Genomic DNA, 19,647 nt, shown 5'->3' with positions numbered 1-19,647 from the left:
TCAATGGCCGACATGTATTGGATCGCGTGGACTGGGATCTCATGATCACGGTGAGGAACCCGCGTTTACCTTGTATCATCACTTCTGATTGTGCCGCTTGCCAGAAGATTGCCCCTTGTGCATTGATCAGATGCGTTGGGGTAGGGATGAAATGTTCTCGTCAAAGCTGTCGATCGTCGCGCCCGTGATTGCCACGGGCTTCGTCGCATTGAGGCTCAAGGACTCATTGCACAGACTTCCATGATCAGCCAGGAACAGTTGAACACACGCATCGTCATTAGCCGCTCAGCCCCTCACACGACGTCCTTGCTGAGCCGTAGAGCGCCTTCAATGAGAAGGCCTATCCGGCCGCGGCCAAGGCGGCTCAGCCGGATCGGAAGCCGTTTCTCGTCAAGCCGTCGGCGGAGAAGCAGTAGCCGTGTTTCCAAGTTGTCCTTGAAGTCGGGCAGTTTCAGCGCCGCGTCGAGCCGAATCTCGCGGTTGGTGAATTCCACGCGACCACTTTCCTGGTACTGTTCCAGCATCGAGGCGAGCAGTCTGCCCGCGACCCCCTTGATGACGTAATCGCCATCAACAAAAATGCTGTCGTCGAAACGATGATGGACAACCTGTACCGTCTTCTCGGACGTCGGAAGTTCCGCCCGGACCAATTGCTGCGGTTCGGTTTCGAGCGAAAGTTTCTCGCTTAGGGCCAGTGCCATGGCCGCCTGTCTAGCAAGTACCGAAAGTGCCGCCTCATCCTCGCCTGTGAATGCGATGCGGTCGCGGCTTTCGAGGAAGAGGACGCCGCGTATCGATCCCGCGGCGATCAGCGGGACGGCGATCTGGCTCATCGCGTCCGCCATGCCAGGGAGCGGGATCGCCCGCGTGCGGTTCTCGTCGGCAGAGGAGTCGCGCACAGCCGCACCGAAGCGGCGGATGCGACTCATGTCACTGAGCTTGACGAGGCGCCCACCGGCGGCAGCGGCGCCGATCACGCCTTCGTCGACAGGAATATCCGATCCAATGCCGGACGGGGCATAGCCGATGCTGCCGATGGTGATGAGCTGATTGCGCCCTTCATCAAGTTGCAGCAACAAGCCGTGCTCGAAACCGAACTCTCTGCGAAGACCTTCCAGCATAGCGTCGATTATGCCGTCCGCGTCCGCTTCCGCGGCGATCGCCTCGGCAATCTTGGCCGCGGCGATCAACCGGTTCCGTTTCAGCCCTAGGGGTTCGGCTGTCTCGACCTGGGAGGGTATCGCTTCGATGCTCACGACGCGAAAGACATCGAGATTGCGCAGCTTCATGATGCCCGCCATGCCGACCTGAGCGCTGCTTGCGTCGATCTGCAGCGAGATGTGCTCGAACAGCGGCCCTGCCTCAAGGGTGTGGGCAAAAACCAGTTGCAACCGGAATTGTGCAGAATTGCGGGCATCCACCAGAAGCAACATCGCGTGTGGGTTCAGGCGGATGTTGGCGGCAGTCTTGGCGAAGAACTGATTGGAAAGCGCCACATGCCGATCGTCGACCATTGCGACATGTGAGAGATAGGAAATGTTCGGCAGACCGTCGGCATCCGCCGTCGAGATGATCGAGGGAATGACGCCTTCGAAACAGGCTTCGAGATCAGCCAAGGTCAGCATACTGGACATCCGGGTCATGGGGTCGTGCTCCAGATACGCTCGCCGGCGTGCGAGCCCGGCGTCTGGACGAAGACTGAGGCGACGCGCATCGTGATCAGCATCGGGTCCCGGTTGGAAAGCACCGGCATGATCAGTTCCGGCAGCAGGCCAAGTCTCATCTGTGTCGAAACGATCGCGACGATGTATTGCGAAGAGCGCTCCACCTCGTGCGATTCCGCGGGTCTTATAGTGGCCTGTCCCTTTAGCTGATAGGAGACGTAATCCGCCGGCCGGGCAAAAGTGACGGCAATTCTCCCGTTCTCGAGCAGATTGGCGACGGTTTCGGGCCATTGCCAGGCGGAGGTCACGAGGTCGATCGTGTCGCTTTCGGCGGAAATCCATGCGCCCACGGCTCGGCCGATCTCGGGCCGGCGTGCGGCGTTCGAACTACCAATGATCTGCATCACCGGGCTCTCTATGAAGCCTGCGATTTTGTCCCCGAACATCAAGCGTCCCCCTCGGACAGTTCATAGCGCAGTTAGGCAGGTTTTAAGATTCCCGCGCCGCAACTTAATGAGCTTTTAGGAAACGATATTTCCCGAACCGGCTAAAGCGCTTCCATCGAACAAGGAGCAAGCTGATGTCCACCAAGAACCATGTCAACATGCCTGATAATGCGGTCGCCGTGATTGGCGCCGGTCCCGCCGGCCTCGTCGCCGCGCGTTACCTCATCGCCCGCGGGCTGATGCCCATCATTTTCGAGGCCTCGTCCCGCCTCGGTGGCCAATGGAATTCCGCCTCGGCAGCCAGCGCCATCTGGCCCGGCATGCGCACCAATACCAGCCGCGTGATGACGGCTTTTTCCGATCTCGACCACACCTCCGAAAGCGCCGCCTACCCGCGGCAGGAGGAGATGCTTGATTACCTCGAACGTTATGCCTTCACCTTGGGCCTGCTGCCGCATCTGAGACTGAAGACGCGGGTCGAGCGGCTCGAGCGGGCTGACAATGGCTGGTTGATCCGTTCGGCCGAAGACAGGGAGGTGCGTTCGGAAGTTTTCCAGCGGGTGGTCGTCGCGACGGGACGGCAGAACCTGCCCGACCTGCCAGCAGTACCTGGCCTCGATGGTTTCGCCGGAGCTCTAGGTGCCGTCCACACTGCCCAGTATAACGGTTCGGAGCGTTATCGCGGCCGTAAGGTGCTTGTGGCCGGCTGCTCGATCAGTGCGTTGGAGATCGCCTCCGATATCGCGCTCGGCGGTGCGGTCCAGGTGGTCTCCAGTAACCGCCGGCAGCGCTATATCCTGCCGAAAGTCATCGCCGGGGTGCCCACAGATCACGTGATGTTCAGTCGTGCTGCCGTGCTGATGGAAAGCGTGCTGCCGCCGGATTTGCTGGCCGAAGGACTGACTACGAAGGTCCTCAAAGTGGCCGGCTCCCCCGACCAGTTCGGCGCTCCGAGGCCGGAAGGCAACGCCTTTGTGGCTGGTATCTCCCAATCGCAGGGTTTTCTGCCGGCGGTGGCGGAGGGGCGCATCGCTGTGAAGCCCTGGATCGAGCGGGTCGATGGTCACACCGTCTGGTTCCGCGACGGGACGAGCTCCAATGTTGACGCCATCCTCTTCGGCACCGGTTACCGCCTGTCGATGCCTTGGCTTTCGGAGGATATCATCCGGACGATCCGGCTCGATAGTTATGGCGCCGATCTTCACGATCATACCTTCCATCCTGATCTGCCAGGGCTTGCCTTCCTTGGCCTGTTCGATCTGATTGGGCCGGCCTTCCCAGTTCTCGAACTGCAGGCGCGCTGGGTAGCCCAGTGCTTCGCAAGCAGCCAGTCACTCCCGGCACGGGCAGCGATGCTTGTCGGGGTTGAACGCAGCCGCGCCACACGCTCGGGGCCGATCAATCTACCGATGCATGTGGCGGCGCTCACTTTCGCCCGCAATGCCGGTGTAGAGCCGGACCTAACAATTTGGCCGGACCTCGAACGGGCGCTGCTCTTCGGGCCGCTGTCGCCGATCTCCTTCCGTCTGCAAGGGCCGGACCTCTTGCCGCATGCGCCGGCGAAGACAAAGGCTGCGGCCGCCGCCTTCGGGGCGATCACAACCGACGATTTCACCGCAGAAGAAGAGGGCATACGCCAGCTCCTCAAGCTCCACCCGGTTCAGACGGCGGCTTGAACACTTCAATCATCGGCCCATGCAAATTTACCAGAAAGGCTATGTTTATGAGATGCCTGTATCTTCTGACGCTTTGGGCGCTGTTCGCCACGTCTGCCTTCCCCCAGAGCAAGCCGTCGCCGGCGCCTTCGGGCGCCTATGTATCCGACCCTGCCCATTCGAGCGTCACCTGGAAAGTTGGTCATTTCGGGCTGTCGAACTATACGGCTCGCTTCACCAAGATGAACGCTGAACTCATCTGGGATGCGGAGAATCCGGCGGCTTCAAGAGTGTCGGCCAGTATCGATCCGACCTCGGTACGCACCGATTTCCCATTTCCGGAGGTCGAGGACTTCGACAAAAAGATTGGCCATGATGGGAACTTTTTCGCGGCGCAGCCGATCAGTTTCAGCTCGACCGAGGTCAAGTTGACTGCTGAGAACAGGGGACAGGTGACGGGCGACCTCACATTTCGCGGCCAGACACGTCCAGTGACGATCGACGTCACGTTCAACGGCTCGATGGCTGAACACCCTATGGACAAGGCGCCGAAGCTTGGCTTTTCTGCCATTGCCAAGATCAAACGCAGCGAATGGGGCCTCAGCCTTTATGTGCCGGCAGTTAGCGACGAGGTGACGATCGTGATCGAGACGGAACTCGCGCCGCGGAAGGCGACGAACTGAACCGAGAAGATGGCGCCGCCGCTGGCCGGTGCCGTTTCATCGATAGCCGCAGCTTCTGCACCGTGCGCCTGCCCCTCATGGTGAGGGCTGAATCTGCGTCCGCCTGGAGACTTTCTGAACAAGACTGAATTGCTAGTCCTGTTCTGTTCTTCCTGTTATTTTCAGGCGCCTGCGCGCCTGAAACTTAATTTTGTGCGTCTCATAGGGTTTGAACGGAAGAATCCAATCAATTGGCCCTGAAATGCTTCAGCGGACGCAGTCGAACGATAAGAAGCCTACTCAGCTGCACCCGCTCGTGGCACCGCACGTGTCGCACTTCTCGCAAGTCCCATTCCGCACCATCGTGAAGTTCTGGCACTCCGAGCACATGTTGCCGGTATAGCCTTGCATGATCGAGCGTTGGCGGCGTTCGGCTTCCCGCTTCTTGGCCTCCGATTTTGCCGTTGCCGCGTCGGCTGCCGCCTTGTCGGAGAACAAGGCCGTTGCGTCGCTGGTGAGTTCCTCGGTCACCTCTTCGGCGATCTCTTCCGCCAATTCCTTGGCGCGCTCCTCGTAATCGCGCTTGAAGGCGACGATTTCGGAGGTGGCGATGGCGACCGTCGGCTCCAGCTTGCGGGCAGCCGCGCCTGCAAAGGCGGTCACGGTGCCGGTGGAAGCGGCGCGGGCAGGGGCGGCGGTGGCCGCACCCTTGGGTTCGCCTGCCTGGCGTTCGCCGCCGGTGCCGGACACCAGCGTCGGCTTGTAGCCGCGGGTCCAGCCGGTGGAGAGCAGGTTGGTCTTGCCTTCCTGGATGCCCTTGCCGAGTGCCGTGTTCGAGAAGTCCGACGTATCGACATGCGCCAGGTCGTGGCGGCCGAGATAGGAGACGGCAAGCTCGCGGAAGACATAGTCGAGGATCGAGGTGGCGTTCTTGATCGCGTCATTGCCGATGACCATGCCGGCCGGCTCGAACTTGGTGAAGGTGAAGGCCTCGACATATTCCTCGAGCGGCACGCCATATTGCAGGCCAAGCGAGATGGCGATGGCGAAATTGTTCATCATCGCGCGGAAGGCAGCGCCTTCCTTGTGCATGTCGATGAAGATCTCGCCGATGCGGCCGTCGCCGAATTCGCCGGTGCGCAGATAGACCTTATGTCCGCCGACGGCGGCCTTCTGGGTATAGCCCTGGCGGCGGTTCGGCAGCTTCTCGCGTTCGCGCGAAACTCGTTCGATCACCCGCTCGATGATCTTCTCGGTGACGGTAACCGCCTGGGCGGCCAGCGGCGCCTGCAGCAGTTCCTCCAGCGCATCCTCGTCGTCCTCGTCTTCGATCAGCGAGGAATTGAGCGGCTGCGACAGCTTCGAGCCGTCGCGATAGAGCGCGTTGGCCTTGAGGCCAAGCTTCCAGGAGAGCATGTAGGCGTTCTTGCAATCCTCGACGGTCGCCTCGTTCGGCATGTTGATCGTCTTGGAAATCGCGCCGGAGATGAACGGCTGGGCAGCCGCCATCATGCGGATATGGCTTTCCACCGAGAGGTAGCGCTTGCCGATCTTGCCGCAGGGATTGGCGCAATCGAAGACCGGCAGATGCTCGTTTTTCAGGAAGGGCGCGCCTTCCAGCGTCATCGCACCGCAGACATGGATGTTGGCAGCTTCGATGTCCTTCTTCGAGAAGCCGATATGGTCAAGCAGGCTGAAGCTCATGTCGGCCAGCTGTTCGTCGGAAACCTTCAGCGTTTCCTTCAGGAAGTCGGCGCCGAGCGTCCACTGGTTGAAGACGAACTTGATGTCGAAGGCGCTCTTCAGCGCGGCGTTGACGGCTTCCACCTTCTCGTCGGTGAAGCCCTTGGTCTTCAGCGTCGACGGATTGACAGCCGGCGCCTGGTTCAGGTTGCCGTGGCCGACGGCATAGGCCTCGATCTCGGCGATCTGGCTTTCCGAATAGCCGAGCGTGCGCAGCGCGTCCGGCACCGCACGGTTGATGATTTTGAAGTAGCCGCCGCCGGCGAGCTTCTTGAATTTGACGAGGGCGAAGTCGGGCTCGATGCCTGTCGTGTCGCAATCCATGACGAGACCGATCGTGCCGGTGGGCGCGATGACCGAGACCTGGGCATTGCGATAGCCATGCTGTTCACCAAGCTCGAGCGCCTTGTCCCAGGCCGATTTGGCGTGGGCGACGAGATCCTGGTCCGGGTTTTCCGAATGGATCAGCGCGACCGGGTTGATCGACAGCGCCTCATAGCCGGAGCTCTCGCCATGCGCCGCACGGCGATGGTTGCGAATGACCTTGAGCATGCTCTCGCGGTTCGGCGCGAAATTCGGGAAGGGCCCAAGCTCGGCGGCCATTTCGGCCGAGGTCGCATAGCAGATGCCGGTCATGATCGCGGTCAGCGAACCCGCAATGGCGCGGGCTTCAGCGGAGTCGTAGGGAATGCCCGATGACATCAGCAGGCCGCCGATATTGGCGTAGCCGAGGCCGAGCGTGCGGTATTCGTAGGAGAGTTCGGCGATGCGCTTCGACGGGAACTGCGCCATCATCACCGAGACTTCGAGCACGACGGTCCACAGGCGAACCGCGTGTTCGTAATCGGCGATGTTGATGCGCTTGGTAGCCTTGTCCTTGAACTGCAGCAGGTTCAGCGAGGCAAGGTTGCAGGCGGTGTCGTCGAGGAACATGTATTCAGAGCACGGGTTCGAGCCGCGGATCGGGCCGCCGGCCGGCGAAGTGTGCCAGTCGTTCATCGTCGTGTTGAAGTGGATGCCGGGATCGGCCGAGGCCCAGGCAGCGTAGGAAATGGTTTCCCAGAGATCGCGGGCCTTCAGCGTCTTCATCACCCGGCCGTCCTTGCGGGCGGTCAGGTTCCATTCGCCATCATTCTCGACGGCGCGCAGGAAGTCGTCCTTGATCGAGACGGAGTTGTTGGAGTTCTGGCCGGATACCGTGAGGTAAGCTTCCGAATCCCAATCCGTGTCGTAGGTCTTGAATTGGAGATCCTTGTAGCCCTGGCGGGCAAACTGGATGACGCGCTGGACGTAGTTCTCGGGAACCTGGTCCTTCTTGGCAGCGCGGATTTCGCGCTTCAGGGCAGGGTTCTTATTGGGGTCGTAGCAATCGCCGTTATCGCCGCCTTCGCAGTTGAAGCAGGCCTTCATGATCGCCTTCAGATGCTTGGCGACGACCTTGGAGCCGGTCACGAGAGCCGCGACCTTCTGCTCTTCCTTGACCTTCCAGTTGATGTATTCCTCGATATCCGGATGGTCGATGTCGACGACCACCATCTTGGCGGCGCGGCGCGTCGTGCCGCCCGATTTGATGGCGCCGGCCGCACGGTCGCCGATCTTCAGGAAGCTCATCAGGCCGGAGGAACGGCCGCCGCCGGAAAGCTTTTCGCCTTCGCCGCGCAGCATCGAGAAGTTGGAGCCGGTGCCGGAGCCGTATTTGAAGAGGCGCGCCTCACGCACCCAGAGGTCCATGATGCCGCCTTCATTGACGAGATCGTCCTCGACGGACTGGATGAAGCAGGCGTGCGGCTGCGGGTGTTCATAGGCCGATTTGGACTTGGTCAGCTTGCCGGTGAAAGGATCGACATAGAAATGGCCCTGGCCGGGGCCGTCAATGCCATAGGCCCAGTGCAGGCCGGTGTTGAACCATTGCGGCGAGTTCGGGGCGACACGCTGGGTGGCGAGCATATAGGCAAGCTCGTCCTTGAAGGCCGAGGCATCTTCCTCGGAGGAGAAATAGCCGCCCTTCCAGCCCCAATAGGTCCAGGTGCCGGCAAGACGGTCGAAGACCTGGCGCGCATCGATTTCCGAGCCGGTCTGCTCGTCCTTCGGCAGGTTCTTCAGCGCAGCATCGTCGGGAACGGAGCGCCACAGGAAGGAAGGAACATCGTTTTCCTCGACCTTCTTCAGCCGTGTGGGAACGCCGGCCTTGCGGAAATACTTCTGCGCCAGCACGTCGGTCGCGACCTGGGAGAACTGCGCGGGAACATCGATATTCTCGAGGCGGAACACGACCGAACCATCGGGGTTCTTGATCTCGCTCGTCGCCTTGCGAAATTCGATATCCGCATAGGCGCCTTGGCCGGCCTTCGTGAAACGACGTTCGATGCGCATAGTCTTGACCTCGCGTTGGCGCCCGGTCCCCACGACCTCAGGCGCAAAATTCCTATCCGGCGGCACTTTGTCGCCGTGCAGCCAGTCTCGTTTCCGTATCGTGACAGGGGTGTCATCCGGAGATGTCCTTCCTGTATCTTGTGGTGATGGTGGCTGCAAACGCTAAATATAGTATTAACAGCTTATTATCGCCAGTCCCAATGTCACTTTTTTTGGAGGCTGAAAACCGCGCAGAAATCCTGTCGGGCCTGAACCGTTTCCGGTCCATCGCCCTGATTCCGCGTCCTAATTTTCAAAAGGGAACCGGGCTCGTTACCTCCGGTCCTGTCGCCGCCGCAACATCAGAAGCAGTAAAGTTTGAAACAGGTGATTCCGTCAAGGGCTGGCTTTTAATTGATTGCTAACCACAACATGTTGTGGATGCGCCTGTGGAGATTGGGGAAAGCCGGGGAGCGCTGATATTACAATGGCTTGCAGGCGTTGCCGGCTAAGGAAAACCTCAGAATGGCAAAAAAGCATCCTGCGGCGAATCTTGTGATGGCATTTCCGGCGCAAATGGGCATGCCGATTCGCCGGTGAAATCAGCGCTCCTAAAGCGCGTCGTTATCGCAAAACCGCAAACTTTTGCGCGACATGCCGTTAGAGCGCATCGATGGCGATGGTGACGATGGCGACGCCGATCGGCCTGTTCTCTTTGTCCATGACGACGAAGCTCGCTTGCGTCTCGAGATTTTGGCTGGATTCATTGCGTTCCGCCCGGTCGATGAAGATCTCGCGGGAGCCGTTGGTGAAGGTTCTGAGATATTTCTCCTCGTCGCCCTGCCAGTAGTCGGCGGTGATGGTGCTCTGTCCTACATTCAGCCCATGCGAGTCCGTGACGAAAAATTCGAGAATCGCGCCCTGCGAGGCGTCCTGCTTGGCTTTGAGGTAATGCGATAGGGATTTGTCGAGCAGCAGCTTGACTATCTGCAGGTGGTGCTGATTGATCTCCGACCGGTAGGTCTCATCGAGCACCCGCATATCCATTTCGCTGACATCGCCGAATTCGGCGTTCTGCTCAGCAATGGCTTTCAGCACCAATGGCGTTTCCACGATAGGCCGGATTCGCTTCTCGACATAATCGCGCACGAGAGGAATATAGGCAGGCTCGGCGCGGACGGGTGTCAGGGGAAACAGACATGCCGCCAGCCAGACGGTTACAACCGTTCCACTATGCCCCCACCGCGCCATCTTGCTTCCTTATATCACATCGTTCGTTGCACGCTTTAAGCGCAACCTGAGATGATTCGCACGTCGCCAAGTCTATTAGGACAAGATAAAATAGATGTGCAGATCCCGATAGCGGATTCAGGCAAGCTCGCTGACAAAATCTGGAACAATTTCAAGTAGTAAATACGATGGTTGCGCGCTGCGATCGGTGGCGATCAGCCCGCGCCCTTGGCGATCGGCTCCTGATAGGTGAAGCCCATGTCCCAGGGGAAGTAGATCCAGGTATCCTGGCTGACCTCGGTGATAAAGGTGTCGACGGTCGGCACGCCTTTCGGCTTGGCGTAGACGCAGGCGAAATGTGCCCTCGGCAGCATGGTGCGCACCTGTGCGGCGGTCTTGCCGGTATCTGTCAGATCGTCGACGACCAGCACGGTTTCGCCACCATTCTCCATAAGTTCGGGCGCTATTCCCTTGAGCAGCACCATGTCGCCCTGGTTCACATAGTCGTGATAGGACGCGACGCAGACGGTCTCGATCAGCCGGATGTTCAGTTCGCGCGAGATGATCGCGGCCGGAACGAGGCCGCCGCGGGTGATGCAGACGATCGCCTTGAACGTCTGATTCAAGCCGGCAAGCCGCCAGGCAAGAGCGCGCGCATCGCGGTGGAACTGATCCCAGGAAACGGGAAAGGCTTTATCGGGAAGGGACATCGGGCTGCTCCGCGGCATGAAAAAACGACACGCCGTTTGCCGGCGACCGGATGGGGCTTGAAGCGGCGATTGGCAAAACGCAAATCGCGCAGCCGGAACTGCGCGAGATGGGCCGAGGCTCGAAGCTGTCATCGGTCGCCGCAATTAGCGGGATTTGCCGGCAAAAGGCAAGAGCAGCCAATCAACGCGACAACAGCGTCAGCGCCGTCATCGATTGCAGCAGGGTCTTGGTCGTGCCGCCGAAGATCATCTGCCAGAGCCAGGAATGCGTATAGGCGCCCATGACGAGAAGATCGATGCTGTTGTCCGAAAGCCTGTTCTCGATGACATGGGATGCGCTCTTGTCCACACTTTGCGCCGTCGAAAGCGTCGTCTTCACGCCATGACGCGCGAGCGTCGCGGCGATGTCGGCGCCGGCGGTCAGCGGCGATTGCAGCGCCGTGTCGGCCGGATCGACCGAAAAGATCTCCACCTCGTCAGCCGCCTTCAGAATCGGCAGCGCGTCGAAGGTCGCGCGCGCCGCCTCTTTCGATCCGTTCCAGGCGATCAGCACGCGCTTGATCGGCTTCGGCTGGCGAATGATATAGGGGATCATCAGCACCGGCCGGCCGGTTTCGAAAAGGAAACTGTCGACGTCGACGTGGCTGTCGGAAGGTCTGGCCGGGTCGGCCTGCGAGGCGATCAGGAGGTCGGCGCTGCGCGCACTTTCGATCAGCGGTGCGGAGCCGTATCCGGTTGATGTGGCAAAGCTGCGCCATTCGAAGGAGGCGCCAGCCGCCGCCGCTTTCGCCCTGAAGATGCGCTCGACGGCAATCGTTTCGCTATGCGCCATATCCTGCAGCGCCTGCACGGCAACGGGGTCGGGGATTTCCATCGGCGCCACCAGCGGCACGGCGGAGATGATTTCGGCATGCAGGCCGATCACATGGGCGCCGCTTTCAGCAGCGATGGCAAAGGCGAAATCGGCAACCGCCCCGCTATTGTCCGATGTATCGAGAATGGCGAGAATGGTTTTGTAAGACATATCAATTCTCCTTGCGCTGAAATGACTTGCGCGAGGGAAGGAATGCGCCGGACCGTTCTCCTGTTCCTTGATCGGGATCAAGGATGGCCTTGAGTTCCGGCGTTGCCCTCAAGCCTCGGCGGAATGGTTTTCGGCGATGTCCTTCCTTTGGCGGATGGCGTCGATCATCGCCTGCACCTCGCCGCCGGCCGCATCGATAACTGCCTGGGAGCGGCCGCGTACGACGATCTCGGTCGAAAATTTCTGGCCGATATAGCGCGGGTAGGAACCGATGCTGGTTTCCGGATGTGCTTTCTGGATCGCGGTCAGCGGCGTGCCGATCTCTCCTTCGCCGTAAGGGCAGGCGATAGCGAGCGAGAGCACCGGCGTGCCGGTTCGAAGCGTCGGCAGCACGTTGTCGACCATCGCCTGGAAGACCTGCGGCACGCCGGCCATCACATAGACATTGCCGATGATGAAGCCAGGCGCCGTCGAGACCGGATTGGCGATATGCGCAGCCCCTCGCGGCATGCGCGCCATGCGCTGGCGCGCCTCGGTGAATTCCATCTCGCGGCGCCGGTACATCTCGGCAAGCAGCGTCATTGCTGTTTCGTCGTATTCGCAGGGCACGCCGAACGCCTTGGAGATGGCATCGGCGGTGATGTCGTCATGCGTCGGCCCGATGCCGCCCGAGGTGAAGACGTAGTCATACTTGCCGCGAAGCGCGTTCAGTGCCTCGACAATCGCGTCCTCGTCGTCGGCGACGATGCGCACTTCCTTGAGGTCGATGCCGGAAAGCGTCAGCAAATCGGCGAGGTGGCCGATATTTTTATCCTTGGTGCGGCCGGAGAGAAGTTCGTCGCCGATGGCGAGCATGGCGGCGGTGACGACGATGTCTTGGCTCATGGGATGTTCCGTGATGTGAGGCTGGGGAATAGGTAGCGCCGTTCGCTCGCTTTGCAAACACCAGAGCATGATGCCGAAAAGTGCAGGCGGTTTTCGGACGACATCATGCGCTAACTCTTTAATTCGGGCGATGCGTCATTTTGCCGAAATGAAAACCGCAAGCGAATTTTCGTCTCCGGGTGGTGAACACTGAGTTCTTGAGGGCAGGGCTGTGTTCGCCCAGACGTGCTGATAGAAATCCTCTCGGTCAGGAAATTCAACCCGATGTTTCAAGGAAGATAGAAGATGGCGAAGGTTCTCGTCCTTTATTATTCGGCTTACGGCCATATCGAAACCATGGCCTATGCGGTTGCCGAAGGCGCGAAGTCGGCCGGTGCCGAGGTCACCGTCAAGCGCGTTCCGGAACTGGTTCCGGAAGACGTCGCCAAGGCTTCCTATTACAAGGTCGACCAGGCGGCTGCGATTGCCACCGTCGACGAACTGGCGGACTATGACGCGATCATCGTCGGCGCCGGCACCCGCTTCGGCACAGTCGCCTCGCAGATGCGCAATTTCTGGGATCAGACGGGCGGCCTCTGGTTCGCCGGCAAACTCGTCGGCAAGCTCGGTTCGGTCTTCACCTCTTCGGCCACCCAGCATGGCGGCCAGGAATCGACAATCCTCGGCTTCATCCCGACCTTCCTGCACCAGGGCATGGTCGTTGCCGGCCTGCCTTATGCCTTCCAGGGCCAGATGGGCACCGAGGAAGTCAAGGGCGGCTCGCCTTATGGCGCCTCCACCATCACCAACGGCGACGGCTCGCGCCAGCCTTCCGAGATTGAGCTGGAAGGCGCAAAATACCAGGGCGCCCACGTTGCCAAGCTTGCTGCCAAGCTCGCCTGATCTTCGATACTGAAATGATAAAGGCGCGGCGGGCATGGGGCTCGCCGCGCCTTTTCTGCTTTTTCCCGCAACAGACTCAGAGGCGCGGGCAGGCGACAAGGGGATAATTGAAATTCCTGCCGGGTTACGGGGAAAATGGTGCGGACGGCGGGGGTCGAACCCGCATAGCCTAGGCCGAGGGATTTTCTTACCGCTACGGCTTTCACCGCCGCCTTCCGGCGTTTGTGGTCTGGACTATACCTTCACCCTAGCTTTGCCTTAGGTGCTGCCCGTCTAGTCTCTACACCTTCCCCTGGCGGGGCTTGGCTCGGGATTGCCATTTGACAGGTTTCCCCGACTTTGAGCAGTTCTACAGCCGGCGTTTCCGCCGGTGCACTCAATTTTGTTTTAAGTCCCTTGTGTCTACCGATTCCACCACGTCCGCGTGGTTCCCTCTGCTAACAAAGAGAGACGGTATTCTCAACTGATATCCATCGGTTGTCGGAGGTATTTACGGCATGATCAGGGAAGTAGCCCGTCCAACGATCTCGGCACAGCCCATCACGCAAATTGCCGTAGGTCCCGGGTGTATTCGTCACCATCGCTTCTGATGCGGATGGCATCGCAATTTTTCTGGTATAAAATATGATTTTATCATACTTTATAAGAAGCCAAGGAAAGTGTACGACGATGCGAAATGCGGAAAAGGTGACCATTACCCTCACGGCCGATATGCTGCGGAGCGTTCGCGATACGGTCGAGGCCGGTGAATTTGCGACCACGAGTGAGGCGATGCGTGATGCTGTGCGGGTGTGGCAACGCCAGCGGCTCGAGGATGCCGAACGCCTCAACGCGATGCGAGCTCGTATTCGCCGTTCCCTTGATGATCCGCGCCCGAGTTTGACAGCAGAAGAGGCGGAAGTGGAAATGGACCGCTTCATGAAAGGTCAGGAAAAAGCGTCCCGCAATGCGGCGCGCTAAGGTCATCTATCGGCCCGAGGCGCTGAACGACCTGCGCCACATCTATATCGACATTGCCGACATGAGCCGGAGCCACATCATTGCCAATGGCTTCGTGAAACGCATCATGACCAGGTGCCGCAAGATCGGTGATGCGCCGAACGGCGGTCGTCCTCGGGATGATCTGGCGCCTGGCTTGCGAACGGTGCCGTTTGAGCATTCCGCCGTGATTGCCTATCACGTCACCGACGCGGTTGAGATCGTCAATGTGTTCTATGGCGGCAGAGACTACGAGGCCCTGTTTCGGGCGGGCGATGACGAGGAGGACTCGTAGCGGGCTTTGGAACGATCTCGGCTCGAGCCATTCTTCCAGCGCCTTGGCGTCGGTATCCGAGAAGTCGAAAGGTTGCCCCTGCACGATGCGGTAGTGGCGGTGGCTTTAAAATTTCGGCCTTGGCTGTACGGGTTCGCCCCCGGTCGCCCGCACCACCTTCATAATCCTGTTTGAATATGCCTGTATTGAATCTGCTTGTATATTGTGCACAGAAGTAAGTTATCGCTTGACAAACGAATTTCTGGCGTAACGATGGCGCCGCGACAGTTGAGTAAGGGTTGTCTTGTGGGAGTAAGACGATGGTTTACGATTGGAGTGGGACTAAGGTTCGGCGCATCCGCATCTTCAAGACCAGTGTCGCACTTGTTCTGGGGGCTACGATAGCCGCGATACCGCTGTTCTACTGGGCAATGCACTTGCAGGGTTTCTAGAGCGTCCTTAGCGCGTCTAAGAAGACGCGCTAAGGACGCTCTATTACTTTCGATCTGGACAGATCCCGAATTCGATTTTCGGGATTATGTGTGGTCTGTGCTGATAGTGATCATCGCTCTGTGAGCGGAAGCGCGTTTGGCGCTTTGGTCTCGCGCCACCTGTTGATCAGCCAGCCAGCCAGCAGTCCGAGGGCTGCGCCCGCGGCCTTGATGCCGGCGTCGTGCAGGCGTGGATGGCGGGTTGGTGTGAGATATTGCAGATATTCGATGGCGACTGCACCGGCAATCAGCAGCACCGCCACCATCTTCCACTGTTTGGGATAGGCGAGAGCGAAGGCGAGGCCAACGAGAACATAGGCGCCGCCGCGGTCGGTATCGACCGTCGTGACCGTTTCCGGCCTCAGCCCGATCGGTGAAACCGTGACGAAGAGGATGAGGGCGAGCAGCAGCCAGGCGAGCGGCCTTGCAAATTTGAAGATCATCATGGTTTCATATTAGTGGCTTGGCTTTTCATTGACAGTTAAAATCAGTTCATCTGCCGCCGATTTCGCGATTGGCTTAAGAAAGGCTTTCCCGGGAGAGAACCGGAAATGGCCGAAACGGGCTTTCTTTTGCCGGTTGGCCTGTGCCATAGCGGCAGCGGCTACTCATGAGAATGGACCACGCCCGTGACGAGACTTGATGTCGAAAGCGCCGAAGAGGCAATGCGCAGCCTATTTCCGGCAACGCCGCTGCAGCTCAACGATCATCTGTCGGCTCGCTACGGTGCCGATATCTGGCTGAAGCGCGAGGACCTGTCGCCGGTGCGCTCCTACAAGATCCGCGGCGCCTTCAATTTCTTCCGCAAGGCGATCGGGCAGGGTGCCGCCGGCAAGACCTTCGTCTGCGCCTCGGCCGGCAATCACGCCCAGGGCTTTGCCTTCGTCTGCCGCCATTTCGGCGTTCCGGGCGTCGTCTTCATGCCGGTGACGACACCGCAACAGAAGATCGACAAGACCCGCATGTTCGGCGCTGAATTCATCACCATCCGCCTGTTCGGCGACTTCTTCGACCAGTGCTACCAAGCCGCCCGCGAACATGTGGAGGCGGTCGGCGGCGTTATGGTGCCGCCCTTCGACCACGCCGACATTATCGAAGGCCAGGCAACCGTCGCCGCCGAAATCATGCAGCAACTGCCGGAAGGAACGTTGCCTGACATGGTCGTCCTGCCGGTTGGCGGCGGCGGACTGGCCGCCGGCATCACCGGTTATCTCGACGGCATCGTGCCGAAATCGGCTTTCGTCTTCACCGAACCAGCCGGCGCGCCGAGTCTCAAGCGCAGCATCGAGGCAGGTAAGGTCACGACGCTTGCCAAGGTCGACAATTTCGTCGATGGGGCTGCAGTCGCCCGCATCGGCGACCTGAATTTCGCCGCCCTTCGCGACTTCCCGGCAAGCCAAGTGCAACTGATGCCGGAGAACGCCATTTGCGTCACCATTCAGGAAATGCTGAATGTCGAGGGCGTCGTGCTGGAGCCGGCCGGCGCATTGTCGCTGACGGCGATCGCCGCGATGGACGGCCAAGCGATCCGCGGCAAGACCATCGTTGCCGTCGTCTCCGGCGGCAATTTCGATTTCGAGCGTCTGCCTGACGTAAAGGAAAGAGCCATGCGTTACGCAGGGCTGAAGAAATACTTCATCCTGCGGCTCGCCCAGCGCCCCGGTGCGCTCCGGGATTTCCTCAATCTGCTCGGCCCCGACGATGATATCGCCCGTTTCGAATATTTGAAGAAATCGGCGCGCAACTTCGGCTCGATCCTGATTGGCATCGAAACCAAGGCGCCTGAGAATTTCGCCCGGCTGATCGGAAATTTCGAAGCAGCCGGCATGGGTTACGAGGATATCACCGAAAACGAGATCCTCGCCAATCTGATCATTTGACTTGGCGACAGCGATATCGCCGTGCTAAAGGCGGAGCATGGCTTCGTTCATTTCAAATATCTTTTCGATGTTCTCCGGCGGCGGCAAACCGGCTTCGGAGGCGGCAGACCCTTCCGGCGAACCGCAGCTTTACGGCGATTGCACGATCTATGCCGAGCCGCGCAAGGAAGGCGGCCAGTATCGCCTTGCCGGCCGCATCGAAAAGAAAGTCGGCGACGAGGTGCTGGTGCGCAATTTCATCCGCGCCGATCTGTTTTCCTCCTCCGATGACGCGATCGAATGCACGGTGCGCAAAGCGCAGCAGATCATCGATCAGCATGGTTCGTCGCTCTTTGGCGACGGCGAGAAGCTTCGTCAGGTCTGAATCGGGATCCGGGCATAGGTCCTTGATACCGGCTGCAATTATTCCTGTGTGTGATCCGGGCGCCCTTCAGCGAGTGCGTTCTCACTCACGCAATCTTAAAGGATTGCGGTGAAAGGTATCGCCTGCAGAATTTGCAGGACACCCCTCGTGTTTGACTGTTTCGGACAATTGACCAAAGGATTCGCTGTCGTGATCGCCGCGCCAGCAGAAGGCCGAACGTTCGGAGCCGAGGTCTCATGATGGAGACACTCAACCTCCTTCTCTTCGTCGTCGAAGCCATCGCCTATTTCGTGCTGATGGTGACGCTTCTGCATTTCCGTCATCGGCTTGGTCTCGGGGTTTTCCTGACGGCGCTCGGCGTCATGCATTTCATGGAGACCTATCTGGCGGCGGTCTTCTATGTCTCGCTGCCGTTCGGGGATGTGTCGCCGGGCTCATCCATCTTCTTCTCCGGCAAGCTGATGATGATCCTGATGCTTTACCTGCAGGAAGATGCCGCGACGGTGCGCCAGCCGATCTATGGTCTTTTCCTCGGCAACCTGCTCACCGTCGGTATTGCCTGGGTGCTGCAGCTGCACCAGCCGCTGCAGATGTCGCCCAACCACACGCCCGACGTCGATTTCCTCAAGGAGATGGGCTGGCTGATGGTCTGGGGCACGGCGCTGCTCTATGTCGATTCGCTCGGCATCATCCTGCTTTACGAAAAACTCGGCGATTTCTTCCGCCGCCGCGTCGTCCTGCGTTTCCTGATTTCTGGCTTCGTGCTGCTGACCTTCGACCAGATCGGTTTCTTCGCCGCGCTGCATTATTTTCTGGATGTGCCGATCGCCGCATTCTGGGGCGGATGGAAGGCGAAAATGCTTGCCGTCTGCCTCTACGCGGCAATGTTCGCATTCTATGAATATCGTATTCGCCGCGTCGGTGCGGGCGGATCCGCACGCTCCATCAGCGACGTGTTCGGCGACCTGACGTTCCGCGAGCGCTACAACGATCTTCTGGAGCGCACCGGCCGCGATATGCTCACTGGCGTCTATGATCGGACGCGCATGGAAATGGAAGCGCCGCTGATGCTGCTAGAGGCACTGAAGCAGGGGTCATTCGCCACCGTCCTCATTATCGATGCCGATCACTTCAAGGATGTCAATGACGGCTACGGCCACCTCCAGGGCGACGAGGTGCTGAAGGCGATCGCCGCCCGATTGGGCACGACGTTGCGTTCGAGCGATCGCGTCTTCCGCTTCGGCGGCGAGGAATTCGTTGCCGTCTGTCCAGGTACCGACCACGAGGAAGGTCTGCTGCTTGCCGAGCGCCTGCGCTGGACGATCGCAACCAGCGTCAAGACGCCGGATGACAGGCCGATCACGGTCAGCATCGGCGTTGCGACTGCCGACGAGGACGGCGTCGATTTCACCGCCGTGCTGACGGCTGCCGACGGCAGGCTCTACGCAGCCAAGAAGAGCGGCCGCAACTGCGTCGTCGGCCGCTCCGGCGTGGTGAAACTCAGCTGAAACTCATTCAGGCGGCGCGGAAGATCTTGGCGCCGGATGGCGCGCTCGTCATGCCGCCGTCGACGGTGATCTCGATGCCGGTGACATTGGCCGAATCATCCGAGGCCAGATAGAGCGCCGCCTTGGCGATTTCGTCGGCTTCGCTCATGCGGCCGAGCGGGCTCATGCCGCCGATGCGGGCTTCGAGCGCCGACATGGCGTCCTCCGTCTGGGCCATCGGCGACCAGATCGGCGTCTTGGTGCCGCCGGGCGTTACCTGATTGACGCGGATGCCGCGCGGCGCGAGCTCGGATGCCATATTGCGCGTCATTGCGCGGACCGCCGCCTTGGTCGCCGCATAGGCCGACCAGCCGGGAGCGCCGAGCACGGCATGCACCGAACCGTTGAGGATCACCGAAGCGCCGTCATTGAGATGCGGCAGGGCCGATTGCACCGTGAAGAAAACTGCCGTGAGATTGGTGCTGATGATCTGGTTGAACTGCGCCAGTGATGTCTCGCCGAGCGGCGTCGCGCCGCCGATGCCGGCATTGGCGAAGACGATGTCGAACTTGCCGACCTTTCCGGCGGCTTCCGCAAAGGCCCTCTCGGTTGCGGCGGCATCGGTGACATCGACCTTCAGCGCCAGCACGCCGGCACCGAGCGCCTTTTCGGCAGCCGCGAGCGTGTCCGGGTTGCGGCCGGTGATCACCACCTTGGCACCCTCGTCGATGAAGACCTTGGCGGTGGCAAGACCGATGCCGCTGTTTCCGCCGGTGATCAGGGCGACCTTGTTTCTTAGACGCATGATTCATGCTCCTCTTGGAATTGGCAACGATCTGGATTATGATCGTTATCTATAAGGATTATGATGATAATCCATTTAAGTCAAGAGAAGCATGATTCCGAAAAGTGTAAGCGGT

18 protein-coding genes are annotated in these 19,647 nt (G+C 59.8%); 9 read left to right on the top strand and 9 right to left on the bottom strand.

The annotated features are described in order from the left end of the window. Positions 1–293: 293 nt before the first annotated feature. On the bottom strand, positions 294–1,625 hold the full coding sequence (locus GFM02_RS21305; RefSeq protein ID WP_168322684.1) for a GAF domain-containing protein: 1,332 nt from the start codon (positions 1,623–1,625) through the stop codon (positions 294–296). A 14-nt stretch (positions 1,626–1,639) separates the two neighbouring features. Continuing rightward, positions 1,640–2,110 carry a pyridoxamine 5'-phosphate oxidase family protein gene (locus tag GFM02_RS21300; RefSeq protein WP_168271701.1) on the bottom strand — a complete coding sequence of 157 codons (471 nt, stop codon included), beginning with the start codon at positions 2,108–2,110 and terminating at the stop codon, positions 1,640–1,642. Between the two features lie 134 nt (positions 2,111–2,244). On the opposite strand from GFM02_RS21300, the gene GFM02_RS21295 reads away from it, so the two are divergent. After that, the gene (locus GFM02_RS21295; RefSeq protein WP_168322683.1) at positions 2,245–3,786 is read left to right on the top strand and encodes a flavin-containing monooxygenase; all 1,542 of its coding nucleotides are present in this window, start codon (positions 2,245–2,247) and stop codon (positions 3,784–3,786) included. Next, the gene (locus GFM02_RS21290; RefSeq protein WP_246792325.1) at positions 3,783–4,448 is read left to right on the top strand and encodes a YceI family protein; all 666 of its coding nucleotides are present in this window, start codon (positions 3,783–3,785) and stop codon (positions 4,446–4,448) included. The genes GFM02_RS21295 and GFM02_RS21290 overlap by 4 nt, the downstream gene beginning before the upstream one ends. A gap of 279 nt (positions 4,449–4,727) precedes the next feature. Here GFM02_RS21290 and GFM02_RS21285 read toward each other — a convergent pair whose 3' ends face one another. Beyond that, positions 4,728–8,543: a vitamin B12-dependent ribonucleotide reductase gene (locus tag GFM02_RS21285; protein WP_168322682.1), complete on the bottom strand. Its 3,816-nt coding sequence runs from the start codon at positions 8,541–8,543 to the stop codon at positions 4,728–4,730. Positions 8,544–8,665: 122 nt separating this feature from the next. Here GFM02_RS21285 and GFM02_RS21280 point away from each other — a divergent pair, with 122 nt between their 5' ends. Continuing rightward, a complete protein-coding gene (locus GFM02_RS21280; protein WP_168302820.1) occupies positions 8,666–8,947 on the top strand; it encodes a hypothetical protein in 282 nt (93 codons plus the stop codon). A gap of 235 nt (positions 8,948–9,182) precedes the next feature. On the opposite strand, the gene GFM02_RS21275 is transcribed toward GFM02_RS21280, so the two are convergent. The 4 genes from GFM02_RS21275 to GFM02_RS21260 form a co-directional block, all read right to left on the bottom strand. After that, positions 9,183–9,773, bottom strand: a complete 591-nt coding sequence (locus GFM02_RS21275) for a hypothetical protein (RefSeq protein ID WP_168322681.1) — start codon at positions 9,771–9,773, stop codon at positions 9,183–9,185. A gap of 194 nt (positions 9,774–9,967) precedes the next feature. Further along, positions 9,968–10,462, bottom strand: a complete 495-nt coding sequence (gene gpt / locus GFM02_RS21270; protein ID WP_011651569.1) for a xanthine phosphoribosyltransferase — start codon at positions 10,460–10,462, stop codon at positions 9,968–9,970. Positions 10,463–10,643: 181 nt separating this feature from the next. Continuing rightward, entirely contained in the window at positions 10,644–11,486 is an 843-nt protein-coding gene (locus GFM02_RS21265; RefSeq protein WP_168302822.1) for a universal stress protein, read from the bottom strand. A 108-nt stretch (positions 11,487–11,594) separates the two neighbouring features. After that, positions 11,595–12,371, bottom strand: coding sequence for a competence/damage-inducible protein A (locus GFM02_RS21260; RefSeq protein WP_168322680.1), 777 nt, complete (start codon positions 12,369–12,371; stop codon positions 11,595–11,597). 285 nt (positions 12,372–12,656) lie between these two features. On the opposite strand from GFM02_RS21260, the gene wrbA reads away from it, so the two are divergent. From wrbA to GFM02_RS21245, 3 genes are all read left to right on the top strand, one after another. Beyond that, on the top strand, positions 12,657–13,253 hold the full coding sequence (gene wrbA, locus GFM02_RS21255; RefSeq protein WP_168322679.1) for an NAD(P)H:quinone oxidoreductase type IV: 597 nt from the start codon (positions 12,657–12,659) through the stop codon (positions 13,251–13,253). A 669-nt stretch (positions 13,254–13,922) separates the two neighbouring features. After that, on the top strand, positions 13,923–14,213 hold the full coding sequence (locus tag GFM02_RS21250; RefSeq protein ID WP_026265193.1) for a ribbon-helix-helix domain-containing protein: 291 nt from the start codon (positions 13,923–13,925) through the stop codon (positions 14,211–14,213). Next, positions 14,200–14,526: a type II toxin-antitoxin system RelE/ParE family toxin gene (locus tag GFM02_RS21245; RefSeq protein ID WP_168322678.1), complete on the top strand. Its 327-nt coding sequence runs from the start codon at positions 14,200–14,202 to the stop codon at positions 14,524–14,526. Before GFM02_RS21250 ends, GFM02_RS21245 begins: the two co-directional genes overlap by 14 nt. A 541-nt stretch (positions 14,527–15,067) precedes the next feature. Here GFM02_RS21245 and GFM02_RS21240 read toward each other — a convergent pair. Continuing rightward, positions 15,068–15,442, bottom strand: coding sequence for a VanZ family protein (locus tag GFM02_RS21240; protein ID WP_065279668.1), 375 nt, complete (start codon positions 15,440–15,442; stop codon positions 15,068–15,070). Between the two features lie 183 nt (positions 15,443–15,625). Between GFM02_RS21240 and ilvA the strand changes: the two genes are divergently transcribed. The 3 genes from ilvA (at position 15,626) to GFM02_RS21225 (ending at position 18,748) form a co-directional block, all read left to right on the top strand. Further along, positions 15,626–16,876, top strand: coding sequence for a threonine ammonia-lyase (gene ilvA / locus GFM02_RS21235; RefSeq protein ID WP_168322677.1), 1,251 nt, complete (start codon positions 15,626–15,628; stop codon positions 16,874–16,876). 37 nt (positions 16,877–16,913) lie between these two features. After that, entirely contained in the window at positions 16,914–17,240 is a 327-nt protein-coding gene (locus tag GFM02_RS21230) for an HlyU family transcriptional regulator (RefSeq protein WP_168322676.1), read from the top strand. Positions 17,241–17,476: 236 nt separating this feature from the next. Then, positions 17,477–18,748, top strand: coding sequence for a GGDEF domain-containing protein (locus GFM02_RS21225; RefSeq protein ID WP_168322675.1), 1,272 nt, complete (start codon positions 17,477–17,479; stop codon positions 18,746–18,748). 7 nt (positions 18,749–18,755) lie between these two features. Here the strand turns inward: GFM02_RS21225 and GFM02_RS21220 are convergent, their stop codons facing one another. Continuing rightward, a complete protein-coding gene (locus GFM02_RS21220; RefSeq protein ID WP_020049619.1) occupies positions 18,756–19,532 on the bottom strand; it encodes an SDR family oxidoreductase in 777 nt (258 codons plus the stop codon). Positions 19,533–19,647 lie beyond the last annotated feature (115 nt).

The sequence above is a fragment of the Rhizobium leguminosarum bv. viciae genome (genome assembly GCF_012276115.1).
GTDB lineage: Bacteria > Pseudomonadota > Alphaproteobacteria > Rhizobiales > Rhizobiaceae > Rhizobium > Rhizobium leguminosarum_T.
This window is presented reverse-complemented; position numbering and strand designations above follow the sequence as displayed.